Annotated in this window: 19 protein-coding genes; 18 read left to right on the top strand and 1 reads right to left on the bottom strand. The window is 41.3% G+C overall.

The genetic code is table 11. The features are described 5' to 3' along the window. Positions 1–67 precede the first annotated feature (67 nt). From CDO33_RS17090 to CDO33_RS17070, 6 genes are all read left to right on the top strand, one after another. Positions 68–1168: an ABC transporter substrate-binding protein gene (locus CDO33_RS17090; protein ID WP_202849461.1), complete on the top strand. Its 1101-nt coding sequence runs from the start codon at positions 68–70 to the stop codon at positions 1166–1168. A 125-nt stretch (positions 1169–1293) separates the two neighbouring features. Beyond that, positions 1294–1659, top strand: coding sequence for a NifB/NifX family molybdenum-iron cluster-binding protein (locus CDO33_RS17085; RefSeq protein ID WP_103079849.1), 366 nt, complete (start codon positions 1294–1296; stop codon positions 1657–1659). Between the two features lie 4 nt (positions 1660–1663). Continuing rightward, positions 1664–2542 carry a nitrogenase iron protein gene (nifH, locus tag CDO33_RS17080; protein WP_103079848.1) on the top strand — a complete coding sequence of 293 codons (879 nt, stop codon included), beginning with the start codon at positions 1664–1666 and terminating at the stop codon, positions 2540–2542. 405 nt (positions 2543–2947) lie between these two features. After that, a complete protein-coding gene (locus tag CDO33_RS17075; protein WP_103079847.1) occupies positions 2948–3394 on the top strand; it encodes an RrF2 family transcriptional regulator in 447 nt (148 codons plus the stop codon). Between the two features lie 462 nt (positions 3395–3856). Beyond that, a complete protein-coding gene (locus CDO33_RS21530) occupies positions 3857–3991 on the top strand; it encodes a hypothetical protein (RefSeq protein ID WP_274540070.1) in 135 nt (44 codons plus the stop codon). Between the two features lie 923 nt (positions 3992–4914). Then, positions 4915–5496, top strand: coding sequence for a flavodoxin family protein (locus CDO33_RS17070; protein WP_103079846.1), 582 nt, complete (start codon positions 4915–4917; stop codon positions 5494–5496). A 252-nt stretch (positions 5497–5748) separates the two neighbouring features. Here CDO33_RS17070 and CDO33_RS17065 read toward each other — a convergent pair whose 3' ends face one another. Next, positions 5749–6678 carry an AraC family transcriptional regulator gene (locus CDO33_RS17065; protein ID WP_103079845.1) on the bottom strand — a complete coding sequence of 310 codons (930 nt, stop codon included), beginning with the start codon at positions 6676–6678 and terminating at the stop codon, positions 5749–5751. A gap of 196 nt (positions 6679–6874) precedes the next feature. On the opposite strand from CDO33_RS17065, the gene CDO33_RS17060 reads away from it, so the two are divergent. The 12 genes from CDO33_RS17060 to CDO33_RS20630 all read left to right on the top strand — a co-directional run bounded on the left by CDO33_RS17060 (position 6875) and on the right by CDO33_RS20630 (position 26987). Beyond that, positions 6875–8212: an extracellular solute-binding protein gene (locus CDO33_RS17060; protein WP_103079844.1), complete on the top strand. Its 1338-nt coding sequence runs from the start codon at positions 6875–6877 to the stop codon at positions 8210–8212. A 226-nt stretch (positions 8213–8438) separates the two neighbouring features. After that, entirely contained in the window at positions 8439–9383 is a 945-nt protein-coding gene (locus tag CDO33_RS17055; RefSeq protein WP_103079843.1) for a carbohydrate ABC transporter permease, read from the top strand. Then, positions 9370–10242 (top strand): carbohydrate ABC transporter permease, encoded by an 873-nt coding sequence (locus CDO33_RS17050; RefSeq protein ID WP_202972407.1) that lies wholly within the window; start codon positions 9370–9372, stop codon positions 10240–10242. Before CDO33_RS17055 ends, CDO33_RS17050 begins: the two co-directional genes overlap by 14 nt. A 33-nt stretch (positions 10243–10275) precedes the next feature. Beyond that, positions 10276–12018 (top strand): glycoside hydrolase family 66 protein, encoded by a 1743-nt coding sequence (locus CDO33_RS17045; RefSeq protein ID WP_103079842.1) that lies wholly within the window; start codon positions 10276–10278, stop codon positions 12016–12018. A 591-nt stretch (positions 12019–12609) separates the two neighbouring features. Next, positions 12610–15219, top strand: coding sequence for a glycoside hydrolase family 66 protein (locus CDO33_RS17040; RefSeq protein WP_103079841.1), 2610 nt, complete (start codon positions 12610–12612; stop codon positions 15217–15219). Positions 15220–15471: 252 nt separating this feature from the next. Beyond that, entirely contained in the window at positions 15472–18603 is a 3132-nt protein-coding gene (locus CDO33_RS17035; RefSeq protein ID WP_161496402.1) for a CBM35 domain-containing protein, read from the top strand. 537 nt (positions 18604–19140) lie between these two features. Then, positions 19141–20535: an MATE family efflux transporter gene (locus CDO33_RS17030; RefSeq protein WP_103079839.1), complete on the top strand. Its 1395-nt coding sequence runs from the start codon at positions 19141–19143 to the stop codon at positions 20533–20535. A 258-nt stretch (positions 20536–20793) separates the two neighbouring features. After that, a complete protein-coding gene (locus CDO33_RS17025; protein ID WP_103079838.1) occupies positions 20794–22308 on the top strand; it encodes a site-specific DNA-methyltransferase in 1515 nt (504 codons plus the stop codon). Positions 22309–22507: 199 nt separating this feature from the next. Further along, the gene (locus CDO33_RS17020; RefSeq protein ID WP_103079837.1) at positions 22508–23662 is read left to right on the top strand and encodes an SLC13 family permease; all 1155 of its coding nucleotides are present in this window, start codon (positions 22508–22510) and stop codon (positions 23660–23662) included. 246 nt (positions 23663–23908) lie between these two features. After that, complete coding sequence (locus CDO33_RS17015) at positions 23909–24469, top strand: rubrerythrin family protein (protein ID WP_103079836.1); 561 nt, start codon at positions 23909–23911, stop codon at positions 24467–24469. 731 nt (positions 24470–25200) lie between these two features. Next, positions 25201–26613: a L,D-transpeptidase gene (locus CDO33_RS17010; protein ID WP_103079835.1), complete on the top strand. Its 1413-nt coding sequence runs from the start codon at positions 25201–25203 to the stop codon at positions 26611–26613. A gap of 185 nt (positions 26614–26798) precedes the next feature. After that, positions 26799–26987 carry a hypothetical protein gene (locus CDO33_RS20630; RefSeq protein WP_103079834.1) on the top strand — a complete coding sequence of 63 codons (189 nt, stop codon included), beginning with the start codon at positions 26799–26801 and terminating at the stop codon, positions 26985–26987. Positions 26988–26990: the final 3 nt, after the last annotated feature.

Genomic DNA, 26990 nt, shown 5'->3' with positions numbered 1-26990 from the left:
ACTTTAGAGTTTAAGGCGATATGTACTGCAGCTTGCTGAAAATAAATGAATGGAAAGGATGGATATTATGAAAATATCTAAAAAAAGCATACGAATTTTATCTTCAATTTTGGCTTTATTAATGTTGGCTTTTATTATCTCAGCCTGCTCCTCACAAAAAACTCCGTCGAATACTCCTGAATCCACGAAAGAACAAGCCGGGGCGACGGAATCTCTGGCGACGTCATCGACGAGCGGACAGCAGAAGGCTGACCCCGATCAGGATTTCGTTTTAAAGATCGGATGGGGTGGAAGTTTGTGCGAAGCACCTTTGCATATGGCAGTGGAAAAGGGATTTTTCGAGCAGGAAGGCTTGAAGGTGGAGCTTATCAAACTGGCTTCCGGAACCACGTTTGATGCAGTTACGGCAGGACAGATCGATGCCGGGTTCTCGCTGCTTGCCAGCATGATACAACCTCTCTCCAACGGACTTCCCGTCAAAATAACCACAGGGCTTCATACTGGCTGCGACAAGGTCTTAGTCAAAAAGGACTCGGGCATCAAAAGTCCGAAGGACTTTATCGGTAAAAAGGTAGGTGTATCCAGCTATACCGCAAGTCCGTATATTTATGCCAAGCGTGTGCTTGCCGACAACGGAGTCAATGTCACCGTCAAGAACCCGGAGGTGGAGTTTGTAGTTTACTCCAGCGCGGATCTGCCGCTTGCCCTTGAAAACGGCGCAGTGGATGCCATTGCGATGAATGATCCTTCTGCCACCATCGCAGCAAGAGAAAATGATCTTGAGGTGATCTTCGATTCTGCCTTAGATGAACCTTACAAGGATCAATACTGCTGCTCCGCCTTTGTGCGTGAAAACATCGCACGGGAGCATCCTGAAATAGCTGCCAAGTATACCCGTGCCATGCAGAAAGCCAGCGCATGGGTGCAGGAAAACAAGGATGAGGTCGCACACATCCAGGTCGAAAATAAATGGGTTGCGGGTGATGCCAAGGTGAATGCCGAAGTGCTAAAGACCTTCAACTACATTCCTTCTTATAGCAAAGCTTACGAAATATTCGGAATCGTTGCTCCCCAGCTTCAGAAAGTCGGTATGCTGGATTCCGACGTGGACGTCAAAGCTTTACAGGAAAACAGCTTTATTCTGTTGGACAACATACCTTACGAATGATCAGGCCAAGCAATTATTCTAAGCGCAGGCAGATGAGCAAGCTTTGGATATCGGCATGCAACCTGGCGTTTCATAACGCCTATGGTGGATAGATAAACTTAAAATGGCGGTGGAGGGAAATTGATATGAAAGGGAACTGGCGAGTTGCCGTAGCGAGCCTGGATGGAAAGGTTGTAAATGAGCATTTCGGAAGAGCAAAGGAGTTTTTAATTGTAGACATAGCACCGGATGGGACATATACCTTTTTGGAAAAACGTCCTGTTGCCCGTCTTTGCATGAGCGGAGATCATTCACAGGAATCATTGGAGGCCACCGTCAGCGCGCTTGGTGACTGTGCCGCCGTATTGGTCTCACGCATCGGAATTACAGCAAAAAGGGCATTGGAGAAAAACAGGATATCGGTTTTTGAGCAGCCCGATTTAATTGACAGCGCACTATCAAAGCTGGCTAAATATTTTGCAAAAACTAATTTCACAGTACCGGAGGAATAAAACCATGGCAAAAAAAACAACACAAATCGCAATTTACGGAAAGGGCGGCATCGGAAAGTCCACAACCACTTCCAATCTCACCGCCGCCTTGTCAAAGCTTGGATATAAGGTGATGCAGTTTGGTTGCGATCCCAAAAGCGATTCGACCAACACCCTTCGCAATGGAAGCTATATTCCCACTGTTCTTGACACGCTTCGGGAGAAAAGCACAGTCAACGCTCATGAAGTGATATTTGAAGGATTCAACGGAGTATACTGCGTAGAAGCCGGGGGTCCTGCTCCGGGAGTAGGCTGTGCCGGACGCGGCATCATCACTGCAGTGGAGCTGTTCAAGCAGCAGCGCATTTTTGAAGAATTGGATCTGGACTTTGTAATTTATGATGTTCTTGGAGATGTCGTGTGCGGCGGTTTTGCCGTGCCAATCCGCGAAGGCATCGCGGAGCATGTGTTCACCGTTTCCTCGGCTGATTTCATGGCCATATATGCGGCAAACAATCTTTTCAGGGGTATCAAAAAATATTCCAATGCGGGCGGCGCACTTTTAGGAGGGGTTATTGCCAATTCCATCAACGCGCCCTATGCCCGGGAGATCATAGATGACTTCGTGAGCAGGACAAAGACCCGGGTGGTGGAATATATACCCCGGTCTGTAACGGTGACACAATGCGAGCTTCAGGGAAAAACGACGATTGAGGCAGCACCGGATTCAGCGCAGGCGAAAGTTTATTTCAGTCTTGCAGAAAAAATTGCCGAACACAAAGACTCCAAAACACCTGAGCCTCTCAGCGTGCAGGATTTGCGCGAATGGGCCTCAAGATGGGGTGATTATTTGCTGGCATTGGAAACCGGAAGCGTGAAGCCTGAATACTCTGCCAATCTCTAAAAAAATTGAATTTATCCATGACCAAACATGTATATGAAATTTCACTTAGGCGAAAGAAGAGATATTTCATGCGGAAAATACCTCTTCTTTTTTTTATGAAGCCGGGAAATGCTTTTCCGTTCAGGTAATTTGCCTTATTGTATATTTTAGGCTTTTAATGATGTCGGGAAATACTTTTCTGGTCAAGCCGACGCCTTATTGTAAATTTCAGAAAGTGTGTGATTCCTTTCTTTAAGCCCCATTGATCATGCAATATATGTGATTTTGGCATAATGCCGGGAGGTCTTTTGTCTCTGTAAAAGGAACAATAGTATGTTGACAATAATTCTGTTTTACCATATCATTTATTGCGTATATTATTAGTATGAATTTTACTGTGTGTCTTAGAAAAGGAATGAAAAACCTATGAGAATATCCGCAAAAGGGCGTTACGCGCTGGCTGCCATGATAAGCATGGCAGAGGATTACAATAGTGGCGAGTATATTACCGTGATCAGTATTTCAGAAAAACTGGGGATATCCAAAATCTATCTGGAGCAGGTTTTTTCCCTTTTGAAAAGAGGAGGCATTGTAAACTCCGTAAAAGGAGCGCAGGGTGGTTATCAATTGACCCAAATGCCCCAGAAAATAACTGTGTTTGATGTGTTGTCCGCTGTTGAGCTTTCCCTTTTTGAGCCTGCGGAGGAGACAGTGCCGGATAAAGCCCCTGAAATCGAAGCAGCTATGCGCATGTGCGTGTTTGATGCGCTTGATAACGCAGTTTTAAAAGCTTTGAAGCAAATAACCCTGTATGATTTGCTGACAGAAGCAGAGAAACATAAAAAAGATCAGGGATATATGTTTTTTATATAGCCGGATAAGGGAGTATGTATTAAAGCAGGGAAAAAGAGAGATACCCTGCTGTTTTTTTCTATTATGCCGGTATATTTTCATATCAACCTCGTTCTAAAATAGGCGTTTTTTACCATCATATCTTTCAGGTTGTTTGCTGCTTATAAATATTCTAGAGTATTACATCGATATAAATTTCAAAATGCTTGTTTTGCGACAATTAATTGTATTAGGTAGGAAATAATCTGTTTATATTGGATGTTTGAAAGATAACGACAGGTTTTGCGGTCTTTCATCTTCGGGGTAATATAATTGGCATTTTACATTTTTATAATATATGATATTATATTTTCTGTTGGAAATTTATCCATAAGATGTATAATATGTAAAAAGCAATATTATAATTGCGGCATCAGTAAGCCATAGAATAAAAGGCACAAATGGATAAAGTATTCTAAGTATATGGAAATGGGGTGGAGTAATTTGCATTACGAGGTAACCATGCAGCTGTTTGAAGCATTTAAGCATAATCCGGTTATTGTAACGCTTATTGTGCTTATGATAGCTGCTTCTCTTGGAGTTTTGCTTAAGTTGACAGACAAAAAAAGGTATAGATAAATATTGATTACAAATTAAAATAAAAGCGGTAATTGCTTAAGAGTTGTGCAGTTTGGTTTATGGAAACCGGAAGTTGAAACCGCGCTCATAGAATACATAAGGCGATGCTAATGTAATGAAATGGAAAATACTGTCCGCTGTTGCACAAATTTTGTGATTAATTTGGTTCAAATTTCAAGGAGTATTTTGACCCATTGTCAATTAATAATTTTACATAAAGCCTTTTCTAGGCTTTATCCGGTTTTCAACTGAAATATTCAATTGTTGTCATACCATTTTGAAGGAAGACTTTGCGGATGGCGAATATAACGCGGATAGATCAAATAGAATATCCAAAGAATAATTGGGGTGCGATATTGACGGAAGCTATATTGCACTCCATTAAATCTATCTTTTTGAGTTTTTTGGCAACATGCAGGCAGAAATAAGTGATTAGCTAAAGCCCAAATATCTGAAATGGCTGCATCATAGTGGGAAGGTGGGACTTCCACAAGTGTTGTATTAAATCAAGGCTTAAATAACAGCTTTTCTGAACTGCATAAGGTCTGTTTTCTTCTTTCCAGATTTCCATGCTTCAAAACAGAATTCGAAGAAGAGTTGAGGCGTCTGAAAGACAAAAGAAATACCGATGGCTTTTAGAATTTTGAGAGGAATTTTTCAAGCCAGAAATTATCGGATGATTGGAGAAGTCAAGAGAAAATGATTATTGATCATGCTATAATGGCTTTGATTTTATATGTGTGATGAAAAACCCAAAACTAAAATTTAAGTATTTTACAATAGTGAAGTGGCGCTTTATGGCATTGTAGTCGTAACTTTTATTAGGTGAAACATATTAATATGTTCTGGATAATTACCAATGTTCAATAGCTTGAGCAATAAACAGCGTTTAGTTTAGTTCATATAAAGGGGGATGAAGTGATATGAAAGTTGTAGGAATATCAGGCAGTCCTAGAAAGGACGGCAATACAGAGGTTTTAGTCAGGCAGGCATTACAGCCTTTTTATGAAAAAGGGTGGGAGGTATCAGAGTTCTTCTTAAGCAGCAAAACCATAAATCCCTGTATAGGCTGTGAAACCTGCATCGAAACCGGGAAATGTGTCATTGAAGGCGATGATATGGAATTTCTACTGAGGGAGTTTGAACACTGTGATGCTTTGATTATTGGTACTCCTGTGTATTACAGGAACGTAACGGCACAGCTCAAGGCTTTATTTGACAGAAGCTTTGTGTTTAATAACAGAAAACTGCTGGCAGGAAAGTTGGGAGGAGCTATCGCCGTCGGTAGAGGGGAAGGCGGAGGACAAAGCCTTGCACTTTCAATAATACACAATTACTATTTATCCTCAGGTGCACTCTGTGTCCCTTGTGAAATCAATGGCCTGTCTGCAAAAGCGGATAAACCTGGCGATATTAAAATGCAGGAAAACAGATTGAGGCAGGCAAGGGTATTGGGAGAAAACATATTAAAATATGCAGAATTGATGAAAGCAAAAGCTGATTAATAATGAGGCCTGGCAGGCTTAAAGAAGTGATCCAAAAGTAAGGTTTTTATGTCCATATATACTATCAAAAAGATTGTCGCTGAGGGTTTCAGCCTACATTCATGTACTGCAAGGTACTGTAGTTTAAGGGATTGCGGGAAAGCATGGCAATTCAGAGCGATTTATTGTCACAAGTTCCCGGCATAAAACAGCAACATTCTTCTTGGTTACTCTGGAAGCTATGTATATAAAACGGTAAAGGAAAAGGTGTCCTTAAGTTTTGCCAGGTACTTCGAGCATCACCTTTTTAAGATATTGCGTAGGGGTAGAGCCTGTATATTTTTTGAATAACTTGCTGAAGTAATATGGGCTTTCGATGCCCACCAAATACCCTATCTCAGAAAAGTTCATGGATGAGGATTCAATGAGCTCCTTGGCTTTGATTATTCGCACGTTGTTAATATAATGCAGAATTGTATAGCCTGTCATGGAATGGAAAATCCTGTTTAAGTAGTCATAATTGGACTTAAACGTGGATTCTATATCCTGACTGGTTAGCTTTTCGCTGTAGTGCGTGTTAATATAATCTATCAGATTTTTAACTTTTATGTAGGTTTTTGAATAGTGTATTTTGCTGTTTTCCACTTCAGTGGAGGTGTATTCCCTTGATATAGTTATAAACAGCCTTAGTAAGTTACATGAGATAATCTTCTTATAACACTCATATTTTTTAATATAATCAGCTATGGATTCATCTAAAATATGAAATATATGAAACAGAACGCTTTCGTTTTTAATGTGGTAGTATTTCGGTATATAGCAAATACTGCTTAAATTATCTGATTCGGAGAGAGAGTCGCTGGTTAGGAAAAGGTTTCTGTTCTGTAGAATTTCTTTTGCTAGCATATCGGAGAGTGTGTTATCGGCTTCTTCAATGCCCGGGTGCTTAAAATGCACAAAGTAGTAATCACAACAGGAGGATTTATAACCTTCATGGGGTATGTTGGATTGAAGAAGCAATACATCTCCTTTTTTGAGTATATATTTTACATCGGCTTCTTTAATATATAGTTCTCCGCTTTTTATGATGTATAATACATATTCGTCAATTTTTCTGTGAAAGTGTACCCAAGGCGTTTTATAAGAAACACTGCCGATAAATCTAACTTTTGGGAGTATATCAGTGTCGAAGATTAATACCATATTTTCATCTCCAAATAGTCGATATCGCGCAAAAATAGTCTAGATATAACATTTACTACTATTATATCCACTGGTTATAATTTAGTCAAGCAATATGCATATTTGCAAAATTAGACCATCATTGCAAGTATAACCTAGCTCATATTCGTTTTCCACAAGTGTACTAAATTATAAAATTAAATAAGGAGGAAAAAGTATGAGAAAAAAGTATTTAAGATTAATTACGTTTTTTATGGCTGCAATGCTAATGGCGGCAGTAGTATTGGCAGGTTGCCGGTCCCAGGAGCCTTCATCTGCGAAGGACGATGAAAAAACACAGGATGAAGGAATTTCTGAGGACAAAGATTCACCTGACAGCAATACTGATGACGAAACGAAAGAAAAAGTGAAAATCACTTTCTGGCACAACTATGGTGCAGACAAGGAAACCCCTTATTTTAACGAAACAATTTTACCCTTGTTCCACGAAAAGTTCCCCAACATCGAAGTTGAGGCCGTTGCGCAAGGAAATGACCAGTATCAGCAGCTTATTGTGACAGCGATGGGTACAAATACAACTCCGGATGTGGCAAGGATAGACCTTACCCATTTGGCAGGTTTTGCAAAGCAGGGTGCTTTGGTGGCTCTTGATGATATGGAAGGTTTCGCAGAGCTGAAAGACAAAGTTTTTCAAAGCACATTGGACAGCAATTTTTATCAGGGAAAATACTATGGGCTGCCACTGGACACCAACTGTAAAGCTGCCGTATTCAATCTGAATAACTTATCAAAGCTAGGCTTAAGCAACCCACCGGAGAGAATGGAAGATCTTATTGAGGCTATTAGGAAAAACAGCCCCGGCAAATATGCAATAAGCGTATCCAGTGCTGGAGAATGGGATATGCTTCCGTATTTCTGGCTGTTTGGCGGAGTCTTAACTGATGATGGATATACCAAAGCTAGTGGATATTTTGACAGTCAGCAAAGTATTGACGCACTTAATAAAATTGTAGAGCTTCATAATGATAAAATACTGACTGTTAAAGACATTGACGGGACGGCTGATGCATGGGATGGCATAAAGACAGACGAATATGCGATGTTTTTTGAAGGACCTTGGTTTTTCGCTTTCAATGCTGACTGGAAAGAGACAGGCTTGGTGCCCGCCCTTATTCCCACATATAATGGAAAGTCCGCGAGCATTACCGGCGGAGAAAGTATAGTGATGTTCAATAGCACTAAAAATCAAAAAGCAGCTTTTGAATTTATGAAATTCCTGCTATCGGAAGAGGTTCAAGTGCTTATGGGTGTAAATATGGGGCAAATGCCTGTATTGAAGTCAGCAGCGGAAAACCAGCAGTTCAGGGAAAACGAAGTATGGAGCGTATACTTAAAGCAACTGGATAATGCTATGACGAGAATACCAAGCCCACAGAAATCGGTAATTGAGCAGTACATTAAGGATGCTTTCGATCCGGTATTAAGGGGAGAAATCAGTGCTGAGGAAAGCCTCAAGAAATATGCGGTTTTAATAGATCAGGAGCTGACCAAATAACCTGTAACGAATTACAAGAGATACCATATGCATATGAGATAAGATAAGCAAAGCATGAGATAGAAAAAACTAAGATGAGAGAAAGTCTCACGGGATGAAACAGGGAAAGCTGCAAGGCTTTTATAGTGTAGAATTCAATAGCGCTTTGATAATTGTCTTGCAGGATACTTTAATGGAGGTAAGGGACAAGAAATGTCCCTTACTATCCTGATGGGGGGTAAATATATTGGAGAAACTCAGTTATGCTGAATCAACAAACATGAGATATGGCAGAAGGCGAACCCGACAAGAACTTAGGACAGTCGCTCAGGCCTTACCTTTTGTTTTGCCGGGGTTAATACTTGTATGCGTATTCATTTTATATCCCATGCTTAAAAATATTCAGATCAGTTTATCTGAATATAAAATTGTGGAAGGAAAAATGGACTTTGTCGGGTTTGACAACTACAAAGAGCTTTTTACAGAACCCCAGCGGAGATTCTGGTATGCTTATAGAAATAATATTTTGTATGCTGTAGTAACAACGCCTGCCATTATGCTTTTCGGGCTTATTTTTGCGGCTATGATCAATTCGATGAAAAAAAATCAAGTCTTTTTCAGGACCATGTACTATCTTCCGGTTATTACATCATGGATTATCGTAGGGCTGGTGTTTAAGTATTTATTTAATGGGGGCAATCGGGGAATGGTAAATTATTTCATTGTTGATGTACTTCACCTGGCTCCCGATTACATAAACTGGCTAAAACATGAGTGGACGGGTAACTTTGTGATATGGCTCCTTGGAATATGGAAGAATATTGGCTGGGCTATGGTTATTTACCTAGCTGGATTGCAAGGAATACCTAATGAGTTATATGAATCGGCAGAAATAGAAGGGGCAAATGCTTTTCAAAAGTTTACTAAGATTACATTTCTTCTCTTAAGGCCTACCCACTTCTTTTTAATTGTGCAGTTGCTGATAGGCTCTTTTAATGTATTTTTGCAGGTGCTTGTGCTTACAGGGGGAGATCCGCAGGGCAGAACCAGTGTGCTGCAGTATTTATTGTATGACAGGTCGTTTTCACTTTTTGAATTTGGCCAGGGTGCTGCCATAGGACTTGTTACCGGTATAAGCATATTTATTGTGACTGTCATTCTGAATAAATTCTTAAGAAGTGAACAATATTAAGGAAGGATATGAAGAGAAGATGAACGTGAGAAAAAGTGTAAGTCAAATAGTATTAATGATTATTTTAGTCCTTGGTCTGTTTATATTTGCTGTGCCGTTCATTTTCATGGTCAGCAATTCCTTTGAAAAATTCACTTTCTCTCTGCCTTTTCCACCTCGATTATTCCCGAAGGAATTTGTCTGGGATAATTATTTGGAGATTTTAAACAAGCAGAAGATATGCAGGTATTTTTTTAATAGTGTAGTTGTGACGGTTTTAACCACCTTTTTCGGAGTTACGCTGGCAGCGTTATCTGCCTATGGATTTGCCAGAATCAATTTTAAGGGAAGAGAACCATTATTCAAGATTTATCTTTTTACTTTAATGGTTCCGGGAGTGCTAAACATAATACCCCAGTTTGCAATATTAAACAGCCTGCACTTAATCTCTACACATCAAGGGTTGATCCTGCTGTATGTAGGTACAGGTATTTGCGGTACGACATTTTTCTTGAGAGGGTTTATGGAATCTGTCCCCAAGGAACTGGATGAATCAGTTGTTATGGATGGAGGTTCCCACTGGACGATTTTTTCAAAAATATTGCTTCCTTTATCAAAACCTGCACTGGCAACCATTTCCGTGATGATGATGCAAGGCACATGGGATGATTATTTTACAGCAAAGGTGATTTTGGGTTCTAATGAAAAACTTTTTACTATGCCAATCATGATTCAGAGGCTTCATGGACAACATGCCACAAAATGGGGGCTAGTATTTGCAGCATCTATTTTAATGCTTATTCCTGTAATAATACTCTATGTGATATCACAGAAGTATTTTGTTGTCGGAGGCATTTCGGAAGGCGGAATCAAAGGATAGAAAACAATATATGAAACAGTTAGGGGCGATTTTATGCGAGGAAAAGAAACAATATACATTAAAGATGTTTATCCGGAAAAAGCACAGTATTTGTCCGGGGATGAAATTAAAATATATGTAGAAGCGTTTAATGAAACTGAGAAAAACATAGATGCGGTCCTTGAGATCACCATAAGGGCTTTGGATGAAATAATTGCGGAACAGTCGGCAAATATAGTATTAAAGGCTGGATGTGTGACAGAACATGTTTTTTGCTTTGAGCAGATAGAGAGCGAATGGCAGGGATATGGAGCAGACGTTGTTATGATAGCAGGCGGTGAAGGATATCATGCGCTTTCTACCGCTTTTGATGTTGTTGCCAGTTGGAAATATGCTCCGAGGTACGGGTTTTTGAGTGATTTTTCCATAGGGGACGAACAGGATCCTGAGGATATTAGGCAAATGGCAAAATACCATTTAAACGTAATACAGTTTTACGACTGGATGTATAGACATGATAAACTGATGCCTGAGGAGGAATATTTCATCGATCCTCTGTCAAGAAAATTATCACTGAAGGCAATTAAAGAAAAAATAAGATTATGCCATAAGTATGGGATGAAGGCATTGGCTTATAGTGCCATATATGCGGGCAGTAAAGATTTTTTTGATGAGCATAAGGACTGGGCGCTGTATGACAATGCAGGAAATGCCCACAGCCTGGGTGGTGAGTGGCTGTTTATAATGAATATAGCACCGGAATCCCCCTGGGTAAAGCATATAATAAATGAATATAAGGATACATTAAGCAGGTTGGATTTTGACGGAATACATATGGATACATACGGTTTTCCCAAAAAAGCGTATTCCCTGCTGGGAGGGCGTAGAAAATTGGAGAATCTCGATCAGCAGTTCCGTATGTTTATCAATAAGGTAAGGGAAGAACTGGAGCCTGTCAGGGAGGATTTGGGACTGAGCTTTAATGCGGTAGGCAACTGGTCAATTGAAACTGTAGCTCCGTCGCGACAGGATATTATATATATAGAAGTCTGGGCCCCCTATGAAAACTATATTCATCTATATGAACTAATCAGCAGGGCGAAGGAATTAGGGCAAAAACCTGTGACATTGGCGGCATATCTACCCGCATATTTGGAAAATACCGGTATAAAGCCAGAACATGCTGAAAATAGTTTACTCCTGTCTTCAGCCGTAATTTTCGCAAGTGGTGGATACCGTATTCTTTTGGGAGAAAATAATGGCGTATTGGCAGATCCTTATTTTGTGTTGTATGGAAAGCTAAGACCTGGGTTTGAAAGGACAGTAAGGAATTACTATGACTTTATAGTGCGATACGCCAACCTTCTTTATGATCCTCTGCTAAAGGATTTGTCCATGACGCATGCAAACGGGATAAATGAAGAATATCGTTTTGAGAACGGAGCATTTTCTTCCTTCGGAGAGCCCGATAAGATATGGACCATCATAAAAGAGAAGCCGGGATATAAGATCATTAATTTGGTTAATCTTACCGGAATAAAGAGCCCAAGATGGAATGAGGCTAAAGAGAACAAGCCCACGGAGATTAAAAATATCATTGTAAGGGCATTGGTGGAAGAAGAGGTTGAGGATGTATTTGTGGCATCACCGGATATAAATAATGGTTTTCCGCAAAAGCTGGAATATGAATATGAGAATTTTGCCAGGGGTAGAGCATTAAAATTCACTATACCTAACTTACATGTATGGGATATGGTTTATATCAGAGTTGTTGAAACGGATATAAATACGGTGTAAAAAGAAGCAAACATGAAAAACCGATAGGGAAGTAGTGCACGGATAACCTTGTGCATTTCGAAGGTCTTATTGATGATCGGATTTTTGTGGGGATAATTAAAATAAGAAACAGAATATCTATATAACCATATCAAGGATATAGGTAACATGGAATCCAGTAGTTGATGCTTAAGTTTTAATTTTGATACAGATATGATAGGAAATATAATCGGTTTACCTCTAAACAATATAAAGATAATGCATGCATTTTAAATAAGTAAAGGCAACAATTAAATTGAAAATTATATAAAAAAGTAGGCTTTGTATAAAAATGCTCGTAATAGACCATTTTTTTTTGTGTGAAAATGGATATAATGTAACTGAAAAGGAATAAAAAGGAATAATAAGGAATAAAAAGTATGGAGATATAATATATAGTATTCTTTACATAATATACTCCTTTCTTAAGTTACTGGTATCCAACTCTGTCAGAGTGAAAAGTTTGAAGAATTAATTACATTTAAAATCCCTATGAGTAAAATTGCATCATGCGATTAGGACCTGAATTTTCGGAATGAAGGAAAATGAAAGGTATGAAAGGAGAAAAATCGGATGTTTATGGTAATGAAAATTCATGAGCATGGTAAGATAGCCATAGCAATACTTGCTATTATTCTGCTTGCAAATTGTATCAACTGCTATGCCTCTTATGCATCAGATATTCATGTGAATAGGGTTTATACCGATAAAGCCAGGTATAATCCCGGTGATACCGTAACAATATCCGTGGATTTGTCCAATACCGGCATAGGAGATTGGAGTGGTACACTCAATTTATTGATTACACATCTCGAGACTGTTGTTTATTCTTCCAGCAAGACAGTATCCATAAATAGTGGCCAAGACATAACTACTACATTTTCATGGGTGACACCAATAATTGACCACCAAGGGTATCTTATAAAAGTATATACAAATGCCGGTGATTATCAAACAGGTGCCGTAGACGTATCCAGTGATTGGACTAAATACCCGCGTTACGGTTACATCCAGGATTTTGGCGACATCACTCAAAACACCATTGACACGCAAATCAATACTTTGACGCAGGATTTCTACATAAATTCCTTCCAATTCTATGATTGGATGTGGAGGCATGAAGTTCCTATTTCACGCTCGGATGGCATAAATATTGATGCCAGTTGGGAGGATTTATTCGGAAGAAGAATTGTATGGAATACAGTGCAGAGCTATATTTCGGCAATCCATAGTAAAAATGCCAAGGCCATGGCGTATATGATGTCTTATGCGGCTAGGGAAGGATATGACAATTATGGTGTGAGTCCCACATGGGGAGTTTTCTGGGATACCAATCATGCTAGCCAGCTCAATGTGGATTTTGGTAACGGTAAATATCTCTGGCTTTTTGCTCCAACTAATGCCAACTGGCAGAATTATATCGGAAATGCATATGTTGAATGCATTAATGCAGGGGGATTTGATGGCATCCAAATGGACCAGATGGGGCAGAGGGACAATGTATATGATTATTTTGGAAACAGATACGATTTGCAAAATTCCTTTTCCAGCTTGATAAATGCTATAAAAACTCGCCTGGTCAATAATAATCCTTCCAGAAGTTATGTGGATTTCAATATAGTAGACGGCGCAGTGAATGGATGGGCAGTAAATGATGTTAGCTCCAACGCGAATACTGATTTTAACTACAGTGAGATTTGGTGGAAGGCAAACAACTACAATGACATAAGAAACTACATCGAACAGGTGAGGAGTAAAAGTGGCAAAAAGGCTTTAGTATTGGCGGCGTACATGAACTACAATGAAAATACGGGAGATAGATATGAAGCGGAAAATGCCGTATATTACGGTGTAGATGTGGAATCCAATCATCCCGGATACAGCGGCACCGGTTTTCTCCAAAATTTTGCTCATGAAGGGGACTATGTCCAGTTTGATATAAATGTAAGCGAGTCCAGGTATTACGCACTGGTATTTCAATATGGAAATAGAAGCGATCATGCTACGAGGTCTATTTATGTTGATGGAAGTAAAATTGGAGTAGTGGGGTTCCATCCTCAGGGTACATGGGATGCATTTGTCCATGATGCATATATTAATGTGTTCCTGACCGCTGGAAATCACACAATAAGGGTGGCTTATGACAGAGGTGATACCGGTGCCATCAATTTGGACTGTATGACGTTGGGGGAATTCAATGAAGCTTCTGTCCGGCTGGCAAATGCAGCATTTGCAGCCAGCGGTGCAACCCATATTGAATTAGGTGCCGGACTGGATGATGTTACAATGCTGCCCCATGAATACTATCCCAATACCAGCAAAGTGATGTCAGAATCTTTAAAAACCAGCATGAAGGAGCATTACAAGTTCATTACTGCATATGAAAACTTATTATTCGATTCTAATATTAATTACAGCGATCAGGGAAATCAATATATAAGCATTGCTAATCAGCCAATTTCCGGTGATGGAAGCCCTGGAACAATATGGCATATTACAAGGATGACGGTAGACTATGATATACTTCATTTGATAAATCTGAAAAGCGAAAATGATGCAAGATGGAGGAACTGGACGAATACCCCTGTCAAACAGTCCAATTTGGCAGTCAAGTATTATATGTCTCCGGAGGCTGATGTTACTGGAGTGTATGTTGCATCTCCGGATCTCGATCATGGAATTACGCATGCATTAAATTATACTACCGGGACGGACAGTGTAGGATTTTATGTATCTTTCACCGTTCCCAGCCTTGAGTACTGGGATATGATTTATATCAAAAGGACAATACCAGTTCCAAAGGACAACAGGTACGAAGCAGAAGATGCCATCAAGACTAACGTCTCCACCAATAATAATCATGCAGGATATACAGGAAGCGGCTTTGTGGATGGATTTGCTGAGCAGGGGGACGAAGTTACATTCCAGGTGAATATCAGTACCGCCGGTAATCATACCCTGACCTTCCGGTATGCGAACGATACCGGGTATACTTCCACACGGCAAATCTACGTAGATGGAGTCCATGTAGGTACACTATATATGCCTGACCTTGCAAACTGGGATACATGGAGTACGGCTTCGGTAAATACATATCTTACTCCCGGCATCCATACGGTTTGTATATATTATGATAATACCTGCGCACATGCTATCAACTTGGACAATCTGACAGTATATTGAGGAACTGCACATAATGCTGAGGAATATTGCGTAATACCTTTTCACTATATTCTTTCTGTAAAGCTATACTGTATTTTGAATATATCCTGAGTATTAGATTTATCAGAGCGGCCACTCTTAAAGGGGGTGATTAACTTCATAGCATTTTGCCTTTTGCATTAGGACTTGTACTGGCATAAGATCAACAGCAAACCTTTTTGCAGCTTAAGAGTTCAGGAAGGTCAGAATTTAAGAATGAATGGAGGTTTTGTTATGAACATTAAAAAATGCAAAATAACAGCTAGGATACTTACCGTGACGCTTCTTGTATTCATACTGGCATCAACAAATGCTTTCAATACCATATCTGCATATGCGGTAACCTATCCGGAAAACACCTATGAGGCGGAAACAGCAACCCTCAACAATGTTACCGTGAATACAAACCATCCAGGATACACAGGTACGGGTTTTGTAGACGGATATGGAGAAATCGGTGACTACGTCCAGTTTAATATTACAGTAGCCACCGAAGGGGATTACACGTTGCGGTTACGGTATTCAAACAATACGGGAAACTATAATAAAAGATCTGTCCTTGTGGACGGCGTGAAAATCAGTAATGCATATTTTCCAGATAACGGAAGCTGGGATTCATGGAGCACTACTGATGTGGGAACAACCTTATCAGCAGGCACTCATACGGTCAGAGTTCTGGTTGAGAGCAGCTCAGACGGGTTTATAAACCTGGACAATCTGGTGGTTACTCCTAAACATGTTTCAGTGAGGAGCCTTTATCTTTCCAACTGGAGTAATATGATGGCTTTGTGGCAGGCCAGCCATTTGGCAGGCAATGATACGATCAGCACAAAAGGTCCACGCCTTTCGGAGCTGAGGTATTCAGGCAAGTGGACTGTAAATCAGATTCACGATTACTCCAGCTTTTTTAGAAACGAAACGGATGGAGTAAAATACAACCAAGTGCATGATTTCGATTCCGAAGGGTATTTTACAGAGGATGGAGTGCTGCACAACAATTATCTGAAATATAATGGCAGTTACATTCCTAATTTGGAAATATCCAAGGATTATGTCATGGTGCCAAATCAAAATTTCATCGTTGTAAGATATTCGTTGACTAATACGGGCAATACAAGCTTAAATTACAGCATATTGGACATGCTTCATCCCAATAACACCACCTCTAATAATGTAACAGCATATTATGATTCCGCCAGAAAAGCGCTGATCGTCGATATGAGTGCCTCAGGGCAGCCATATCTGGCATTGGGGGCATTTGAAACTCCTACCTACTATCAGGTGGCAAATGACGCAGATAGCAACTTATCCAGTTCCACATGTTCCCCTTGGTATACATTTGACAACGATGGAACGCTGAAGAATAATTCCAGTGTAACTACCAAGGACCCGTCGGTGGGGTTTGTGCAGAATGTCACTGTGGCTGCTAACAATACCAGTTATGTGTATTTTTACCTCGCTTTAGGGACAAGCCAATCCAATATCCAGAGCATCATTGATACTGTAAGGGCAAATACTGGAAGCTACTGGTTTGACTACACTAAAAACATCTATAATAACTGGTTTAGCGGTAAAACCATTCCGGAATTTAATGACGCAGATCTGACGACGGTTATTAAGAGAAACTTGGTCATGATAAAAAACTGTATCAGGCCCGGAAACACCACAGAGGATGGGGCATTCCCTGCCACGACCAATCCGTATAATTACAGCAGTAAAGTGTGGGCTAGGGATTCAGCTGTGACAGCCCTGGCATTGGATGCAGCAGGATTCACTGCGGAAGCTGGAACTTACTGGAAGTGGCTGGCTGCAAGACAAGCCGCCAATGGAACCTTTGAAACTTGCTATTGGCTTTGGGACAATACGGATGCAAACTTTGTAGAACCGGAATATGATTCCATGGGAATCTTTCTGGTAGGAGTGTATAGACACTATTTAGCCACCAATGACAATGCGTTTTTGGACAGCGTATATAATGCAGTTAAAAAGACTGCGAATTTCATTATGAATAATATCAACCTAAATAATGGATTTGGTCCCGAAGATAAAAGCATCTGGGAAGAAGGAGATTATTCACAGTATTATACCTATACCCAAGCTGCTTATGCGGCCGGTTTAAGAGCTGCTGCGTGGCTGGCACAAATAAAGGGCGAACCGGCGCTTGCCGATAGCTATAATGGTGCAAGCAGCACTATAATGACTGCGATTAACAGGGATGATACCGACATCTATAAGGGGTTATGGAACGTAAACAACGGCTATTATAACCGGTGCATAAATACAGATAACACAGCTAATACTTTAATGGATACGTCAACCAACATCCTGTTTGCATTGGGTGTTATTGATGTGAATTCTTCACGGGCAAGAAGCCATATCGCCAAGATGGAGACAATGACCGCGGATACTTATGGACTACCGCGTTACGCTGGTGATACTTTCTACTATACCTCCCCGTGGAGTCCCGGCGGAAATGAAGCATTGGAAGCCGCTCCTTCATGGCCTCAGATGACGATGTGGAATGCCATTTACCAAATTTATACCGGTAATACCGCAAAGGCTTATGAAATGCTGAAATGGTTTAAGAATAGGACTGCTACCGGATTTATGGTTACAGGGGAATGTATAAGCAATGTTACCAAGGCACCTTGCGTCAGTACAGCTTCGGAACCGGTAACGGCAGCAGCGTATATATTGGCTTGCCTTGCTTATGCAAACAATTATGATACACGGGTATATGCTTCGGAGTCAAATGCCGGCTGCTACAAGAGTATTAATGTGACTCCGGGGGCAAGCAGCGATTGGAGCCAGTATCAGTATGTTCCGTATTATGTAGACTCACCAAGAGATGGAGTGGTTTCCGATCCGCAGACGGACATACAGAAGGTATACATCTGCAATGACAACGACAATATTTATATACGCATTAATAATGTTGCCGGTACACTTCCCGGGTTTGGAAGCGATAACTTTGAGATGACGGTGTATACCGATTTCAATGCAGGCAATGTATCAACCACCACCAATTCTAGATATGGCACGAATCTTGGAAGAAATTTGACATATATGTTCACCAGAAGGAACAGCGATACGGGATACAGCAAATATGCTGTAAACAACGGAAACTGGGTGTTCAATAAGAATATCACCTCTGTGATCGAACCTCAATGGGATACAAGCACCGGTGGAATAGAAATCGTTATTCCGAGATCGGAAATCGGGTCTCCTGCAAATGGAGCCTGGGGCCACTTTGTGATTAGCCTGGGAAGATATGCAAACGGCACATGGAGTGACCAGGATTTCCTTAAGTTGAATTACCGGCTGACCGGTAGCATAGATTCATGGTTATACGGTAATTTTGAATAGAAGCATCCAGTAGAAAAGGCCCTGATGTAGGTAAAACCTGCACAGGGTCCTTTCTCATTTTTAACAGCATTGTTATACGATATCACAAGAATTGATATTATTTCAAAGTACAGGTGAAATGTAATCGGAATGTAATAGCTAAATTTAAGTAAAGTTTTCTTCATCTTTTCCGGTATTACTTTAGAATAAATTTACGAGGTAAGGCCGGCGATTCGGGAGTAAATGTTCAATAATGGGCATTTCCGGCGGTATAGGATTGTGTTGGGGGATTATTCTGCACACTTGCAGGATTATATCGCGATTAAGCCCAAATAAAGTGGATTTTGGCTGCAAAGCTTCCCTTGCTGGGTCAAATAGCTTATAATAATACATGCTTAAATAATACATGCATATAATAAAAAATTACATTGTAAAAATCTCAAATATAAGTTAAGCTTTGGTGAGAAATTTAATGTTTTCATCCGAAGCTTGACTGTTTTTCAGGCTGATAATTTGAATTAGCTTGAGGTAACAAAAGAAAAGGAAGCGAATGCCCTTATGATTTCACAAAGCCGTGACATGGATATGTGTAACGGACCGCTTTTTAGCAAAATATTGATTTTCGCTTTGCCTATCATGGCAATGAACATACTGCAGCTATTGTTCAATGCTGCCGACATGGTGATCGTCGGGCAGTTTACAGGCAGAGAGGCGCTGGCTGCGGTGGGTGCGACGGGTTCTCTAATTAATCTTATAGTCAACTTGTTCATGGGCTTGTCGGTGGGTACGAGCGTTGTCGTGGCGCAGGATTACGGTGCCGGACAACCGGGCGCCGTAAGCCGGTCTGTTCATACTTCCATCGCTGTCAGTATCATCAGCGGGCTGGTTGTAATGATATTGGGCCTTATCCTTTGCGAGCCGCTTTTGGAGATGATGGGAACTCCAGGGGATATAATCGACCTGTCGGTGCTATATATGAAAATCTATTTCATCGGTATTCCAGCCGCCATGGTATATAATTTCGGTGCGGCCATTCTGCGTGCTGTAGGAGACAGCCGCCGTCCGATGTACTACCTCATCGTCAGTGGTATTGTAAACGTGATATTCAACCTGTTCTTCGTGATCGTGCTGCGTATGGGTGTGGCAGGGGTAGCATGGGCTACCGTCATTTCCCAGTATCTCTCATTGCTGCTGATCATGATCTGCCTTTACAGGAGCGATGGGAGTATACGCTTCATGCCCCGGCAGATGCGCATTGACGCCAAGAAGCTTAAGGACATTGTGAAGATTGGCCTGCCCGCAGGACTTCAGGGCTTGCTGTTCTCCATTTCCAACGTGCTGATCCAGTCAGCCGTCAATTCTTTTGGCTCCACCATGGTGGCTGCCAGCTCCGCCGCAAGCAATGTGGAAGGCTTTGTTGGTACCACTATGAATGCCTATTATAATGCGGCTATCACCTTTACCGGGCAGAATATGGGAGCAAAGAAGTATGATAGGATTGACACCGTTGCAAAAGTGTGTACCGCATTGATCTTCATCACATGGATTATCCTGGGTGGTGCAACAGTGATTTTCGGAAAACCGCTTCTCGGATTCTATACCTCTGATCCGGAGGTTATTGAGCTGGGGATGCTGCGCATGAAAGTCATGATGGTTGTATACTTCACCTGCGGTGTGATGAATGTATATCCGGGATTGACCCGCGGTATGGGCTTTTCCGTCATGCCTATGCTTTGCACCCTGGTAGGCGCATGCCTCATGAGAATCGTATGGCTGGCTACATTCTTCGCCTGGTATCCCACAGTGATTATGCTCTTTGCCTGCTATCCGGTAACATGGTCTCTGGCAGGTTTGGGCCAGGTGGGCTGCTTCTTCTATGCCCGGCACAGAATCCGCAAGAGTGCTGAGCAGGAAGCCGAGCTGGTGGATGTGGAATCATCCCTTCAGATGTGAAAATTACTGGCGGCACAGTAGGCTTTTATTTTCAACCTTTTGGAATGAAGAGCTTTTGCCGCGACAGGCTGCTTTATAATTATCTTCATTATTCCAGAGAAAATTATACTGAAAAAGGGTGAGAATACATTATATTGAATATTGTACCGGTTAATCGGATATGATTTTACGGACACTTTAGAGATATAAGCAGCTCTGTCAAAGCTGCAATTTTCTAAGGAGTTGGGATGAATCATTCGGAGTTGACGGGAGGATGGTATGGATAAGCTTACAAAGAAACCGGCTGATAATGTTCAATTAAATATAGAAAAGATAGCAGGAATTTTCCCCAATGTTATTACGGAAATAAGGGATGAAAACGGAAATCTTAAAAAGGCCGTTGACTTTGAGCTTTTAAAGCAGGAGCTGTCCTATGGGATTGTTGAGGGAGGCAAGGAAAGATATCAGCTGACATGGCCGGGGAAAAAAGAGGCCATTTTGCTTGCAAACACCCCTGCTGACAAGACGCTAAAGCCTGTCAAGGAAGATAGTGTGGACTGGGACAACACCCAAAACCTTTACATAGAAGGGGATAACCTGGATGTGTTGAAGCTGCTTCAGGAGTCCTATGTGAATAGGATAAAATGCATATATATCGACCCGCCTTACAATACCGGCAAGGATTTTACATATAAAGATGATTATAGGCTGGCAGCCGCCGACTATCTCAAAAAGTCGGGGCAGCTTGACGAAGAAGGCAAAAGGCTGTCTCAGGATAATGAGTTGAACGGGCGCTTTCACAGCGGTTGGCTGACTATGATGTACTCAAGGTTAAAGCTTGCCAGAGTCCTGTTGAAGGATGACGGAGTGATTTTTATAAGTGTTGATGACCATGAGCATCATAATTTGAGGAAAATCTGCGACGAAATTTTTGGCAGCAGCAATTTTATCGGCGAGGTCATCCGAAAGACAAAGTCTATGACCGGCGACGACGGAAACGGATTTAATTTGCAGCATGAAAATTTATTAATATATTCAAAGAAAAAAAGCGCTGTTCATCTTGTAGGTAAGGAAAAGAGCTTTGCCAATTATTCAAATCCGGACAACGATCCTTACGGGGACTGGTGCCCTGGCGATCCCAGCGCAAAAAGAGGAGGGGATTCCACTTATTTCCCGATAAAAAATCCCTATACAGGCAAGGTCGACTATCCTCCCAAAGGCAGATTCTGGGCTTTTTCAGAGAAAACATTGAAGGAATATATAAATAGGGGAAAGATAAAATTTAAAGTTGACCATGGGGAGAATGAGCGGGGCTTTATTTTCAAGCGGTATAAAAATGAAGCTATAAACCGTAACAATCCGGTTAGCAGTTTATTCGCGACAGAGAATGATTTTATGAATCAAAGTGCGACGATGGAGCTAAAAGGTTTATTTAATGAGAGTTATTTTGATTATCCGAAACCGGTTGCCTTTATATATGAGTTGGTGAAATGCTGTACTACCGGCAAGGACGACATAATCCTCGATTTCTTTTCCGGTTCTGCAACAACTGCCCATGCAGTTATGAAGCTCAATGCAGAAGACGGCGGCAGACGGAAGTTCATTATGGTCCAACTGCCCGAACCGACAGAACCCAACTCTGCAGCTAACAGAGACGGATATAAGAATATCTGTGAAATAGGAAAGGAACGTATCCGCAGGGCTGCGGCAAAGATAAAGGAAGAGACCGGTGCGGATATAGACTATGGCTTTAGGGTGTACCGGGTGGACTCATCTGACGTGACAGCGAATTAAATGAGCTTACGCATGAAAATAAAAGCAAAGGGGTACTCTCCTGAGCTTTAAGCAGACAGAAGAGGTCAAAACAGAGGGCGACAGGAAGTATTCCTAAGAAGGTGGTTGACCGTGCTCAGGTTTGATGGGATGGACAACTGGGAGAAGCTGTTAGTTAAAACGAAATAGCAAAGACAAAATAGCAAACGAGGAAGGTTTTATGGCGAAGACTACGAATACACAAACTTTAAGACCGGGCAAAGAAACACTACAGCTTGCCTTAACATTTTTAAAAAACGATCCTGTATTTGCACTATCCTTTGCACTGGCTATATTGAGCTGTTTTTTTGCAAGACCGGAAATAGAATATATAAATTTTGAGGTTCTGGCATGCCTGTTTAATCTCATGATAGTGGTAAAAGCTTTTGAGGAGTTGAGGCTGCTGGATAAATTTGCGGTCGGTATATTAAACAGGTGTACCAATAGCCGCAGAGTGTCCCTGATCATGATACTGCTGAGCTTCTTTTCATCAATGGTTATAACCAATGACATAGCACTGATCACCTTAGTGCCGCTTACGCTGGTGATCAGCAGGAAATCGGATATGAATGTCATGGGTACGGTGATCCTGCAGACTCTGGCGGCTAATATCGGAAGCAGTTTGACCCCTATAGGCAATCCACAGAATCTATACATATTCTCATATTATGAGCTTACTGCCGCCCAATTTTTCCCGGTTGTCGGCTTGTTTGCCCTCCTGGGTTTGGCGTGGCTGTGTATTCTTAACTTAAGCAGCACCAAAATTGATTTTGATATCACCCTGGAGCCCATAGAAATCAAAGAAGGCATGAAGGCTGCAATATGGGCTGTGTTATTCATAATCATAGTCCTGTCCATATTTGATGTGGTGAGCTATCAGCTGGTCTTTCTGGTGACAGTGGTCTTGACATTTATTATCAATAAGAAGCTGTTTAAAAAAGTAGATTATTTGCTGCTGGCTACTTTTATATGTTTTTTCATTTTCATAGGCAATGTATCCAGCATACCTGCAATAGCCGGATTCATGGAAGGATACCTCAGCAGCGCCGGACGCACCTATTTCAGTTCAATTATTTTAAGTCAGGTCGTCAGCAATGTACCCTGCGCGATCTTTCTGTCGAAATTCAATTCCGACTGGAGGGAGCTGCTCCTCGGGGTAAATATCGGCGGGATGGGCACAATCATCGCTTCCCTGGCGAGTGTGATATCCTATAAGATATATGCAAAGGAGAACCCCGGAAGCAGCGGGAAATATATGGTCCAATTCAGCATGTACAATGCTTTGAGCCTGATGCTTTTCACTGTGATAAATTATGCTTTGCTGTTCCTCCGGTGATCCGCGTGAAGCGGCTATAGAAGTCCAGCGGGCAATCAGAATTTTATCACGTTCATCAAAAATGAACATCCCATAAGGGGATTTAAGGTCAAAAAAGCAGGCTCAGAAGATATTCATCAGGGATTTCATGGTCATCGTGGGTAGCAGGCATATCAATGTTAAAATTTGAAATTGAACGAATATAAAACCGGCATATTTACTATACTATGAATGGGAAAAAATATGATATTGAAAGGATAGTTTGATATGCCGGTAAGAAATGATATGACTGCGGATTTTCTTCGTTCTGCTTACGGAGGAGAAAGCATGGCCCATATGAGGTATCTTATATGGGGAGATATGGCGGAGAAAGAAGGAATGCCTAATATAGGCAGGCTGTTTAGGGCAATAGCTTACGCTGAGTGGGCTCATGCCGATAATCATTTTAAAGTGCTGAAAGAAAAAGTAGGAGGTGCCAGTGTCACAGCAGGCGCCGTATTTGGAGCCGGAAAGACTGCAGACAATCTTCAGGGGGCCATCGATGGAGAACTGCATGAAGTGGAGCAGATGTATCCTGTTTATCTGAATGCAGCGATTTTTCAGCAGGAAAAAGATGCAGAGAGAGCTTTCCGCTTTGCGTTGGAAGCTGAAAAGATTCATGTCAAGCTGTTCCAGGAGGCTCAGGTAGCTGCAAAGCAAGGAAAGGACATGGAGTTGGGCCCTGTGTATGTTTGCCCTGTGTGCGGACACACAATAAAGGACCATCTGCCTGATGTATGTCCTGTATGCGGAGCTAAAAAGGAAATGTACAAGCATTTTACAGCATGATGATAAAAATCCCGGATAGCCGGGGCAATGGATACTAAAATACATTCTTTCCTCCTTTTTAAAGCAGACACGCCTTTTGGTAGGCAAAATTATTGTGGAAGTTTAGGTATTAAAAGGGGCTGGACCTTGATAGGTTCAGTCCCTTTTAATGCTTGAGGCGGCATGCACATGAACTGGTATTATTAACATAAAATCTACTGTTTAGTGCCTTCTTATGCCTAAAACAGCGTTCTTTTCTACATTCTGAATAAGAGTTGTTCTTTTCGTCAATTTCATAAGGAATAATGTATAAAATTCCGGAATATATTTGGCAATGGCTGCTGAACTACGAAGCTTGGAAATCTGCCATATCCTCAATATTATCAAGGGGGGAGCTATCAATGACTATTGAAAATAATGGCATATTATGTTAACATATTAAGGCTGCTCATTTGTAGACATAAAATTATAAATTTGAAAAGCTGATATAAAGGGTACGGGATAGGAGGGTTCTGCTTTTAAAAGCCGGACTGTGAGGGTTTTGGATTATAAGGAAGGCTTGGAAAATTTTTTGGCAGGACTCTAAAAATATGCAGGCTGTTATTCCTTATAAGCGCTGAATAAGCGCCAAACATGGACTTTGAGTCCCTAGGAAACGATGATCCTTTATACAGTCAGATGCTTCAAAGCTATGATTATATGGTGTTTATTTCAGCAGCAATAAAAGCATTGGATCAAATCGGGAGGTCAAAATGAAAAAAGTAATAAGCATCATTATGCTTGCCGTTTTGTTAACGGCGCTAAATGTGATACAAGTGTTTGCTGAAGAGCATTCCGAAGAAATTCCTGATATGAAGGCCAGCATCACGTTATATAGTGAATATGATGAGGTGTATGTGGGCGAAAAGATAAAGATTACTGCAACTGTCAACTCTGAGAATGACGGCGCAAGGGTAAAAGCGGTATGGATGGTAAACGGAGTGCCGGTGCAGGAAATTTCTGATGAAGTTTTTGTCCTGCAAAACGGTATGCAGTCAGAACTTAACTATATCGTGCCGCCTCAGGAAGGATTGTCAAAAATGTCGGTATCCTTTCTCCTGTATGATGAGAAGGAACAGCTAATCTCATCGGCTAAGAAGACTTTTAAGGTAAATAAGAAAATACCCGTATCCATCCTGTCCACCACAGATAAGACAAAAGCTTATTTCTATGAGAAGGTAAAAGCTTCGGTGCAGTTGGGAAATGATACCGGAAGATATTTTGAATATAAAGCCCATTGGGAGTTGAACGGACAAAAGATCAAAGGATACGAAAACAAGCATTTTTCAGTGGGAGAGACAGCTTCCTCCGCCTGCCCCATAACCTTGAGCGACTTTTTAGGGAAAAAAATCAAGGTCACCTTTGTACTGGACAATGGCATTGAGAAGATTTCGCGAGATATTGAGATAGATGTCATGGATTACCCGCCTGAAGTTATCTACCAGCGTAAAGTTGAAGAGATGAGGAACACCATTAAGACGGTGGAAATCGAATGCGAGCTTATAAGAGCTTCTAATGTGTATAAGGATGCCAATCTGAAAAATAAGATCAGCTACAAAGAAAAAGGATCAAAAGGAATCTACGTGGATTTCACAGGCACCTATTCTGCCAAGGTGAGCTTCTCCGACGGTACTGTTGGATGGGTTCCCTACAGGAATATTTCAATTTCCACGAAGGATTATGTGGACAGCAAAGGTAGTCCAGATGATGAGCTTAAGGAGATATTTGTGAATGAAAACGGCTATGAGAGCGAGACAAAATACCTGGTCTGGATCAGCCTGAAGTTCCAGGAGGTCAATGTTTTCCTCGGCGAAAAAGGAAACTGGAAGCTGGTGAGAAGCAGTATGCCGTGCTCTACGGGAAAGAATACCACACCAACCATCAGCGGTGTGTTTAAGTATTTCCAGTATGAGAAAAGATGGGATTTCGGTAAGTATTATGTGGCACCTGTCATGAGGTTCCATGGTGGTGCTGCGCTCCATTCCAGGACTTACAAACCGGATGGAAGCATTTTGGACCCGACCTTGGGCAAGCCTGTTTCCCAGGGATGTGTCCGGCTTAAACAGGAGGACATCGATTGGCTGGCATATTATATCCCGCTGAATACTACTGTGGTGGTATATTGAGGGGAGAATGGGGCATTGGATAAATTTTACCTGTAACTATTCCCATTGCAGATATATTGGTATAAAATGATGGTATGCGACAGGCATGGCACTTATGTAATTTATGAATTGAAACATCCTGCATGATTTTGCTGGTTGTGGAGAAAGCTTCTTTTTAATGCCATGCTGCGGGGCGATAAGGTTATATGAACGACAGGAGTGACTCTCCGTCAGACTTCGAAGCATCGGCGCCTATTCCCATCAATAGGGAATTTGGCATGGCTTTTGAATTCTTTTGGAAAGGCAATCCTTTGTTCAGTTGGATGTTTCAAAATACGGGATTATCGCCGGAGAAGATCCTGCCATCAGACAGGAAATGGGACAGAGGAGGATAAAAA

The sequence above is a fragment of the Clostridium thermosuccinogenes genome (genome assembly GCF_002896855.1).
In the GTDB taxonomy this organism is placed as follows: Bacteria; Bacillota; Clostridia; order Acetivibrionales; family DSM-5807; genus Pseudoclostridium; species Pseudoclostridium thermosuccinogenes.
The sequence above is the reverse complement of the archived record's forward strand: the minus strand, read 5'-3'. Positions and strand labels throughout refer to the sequence as shown.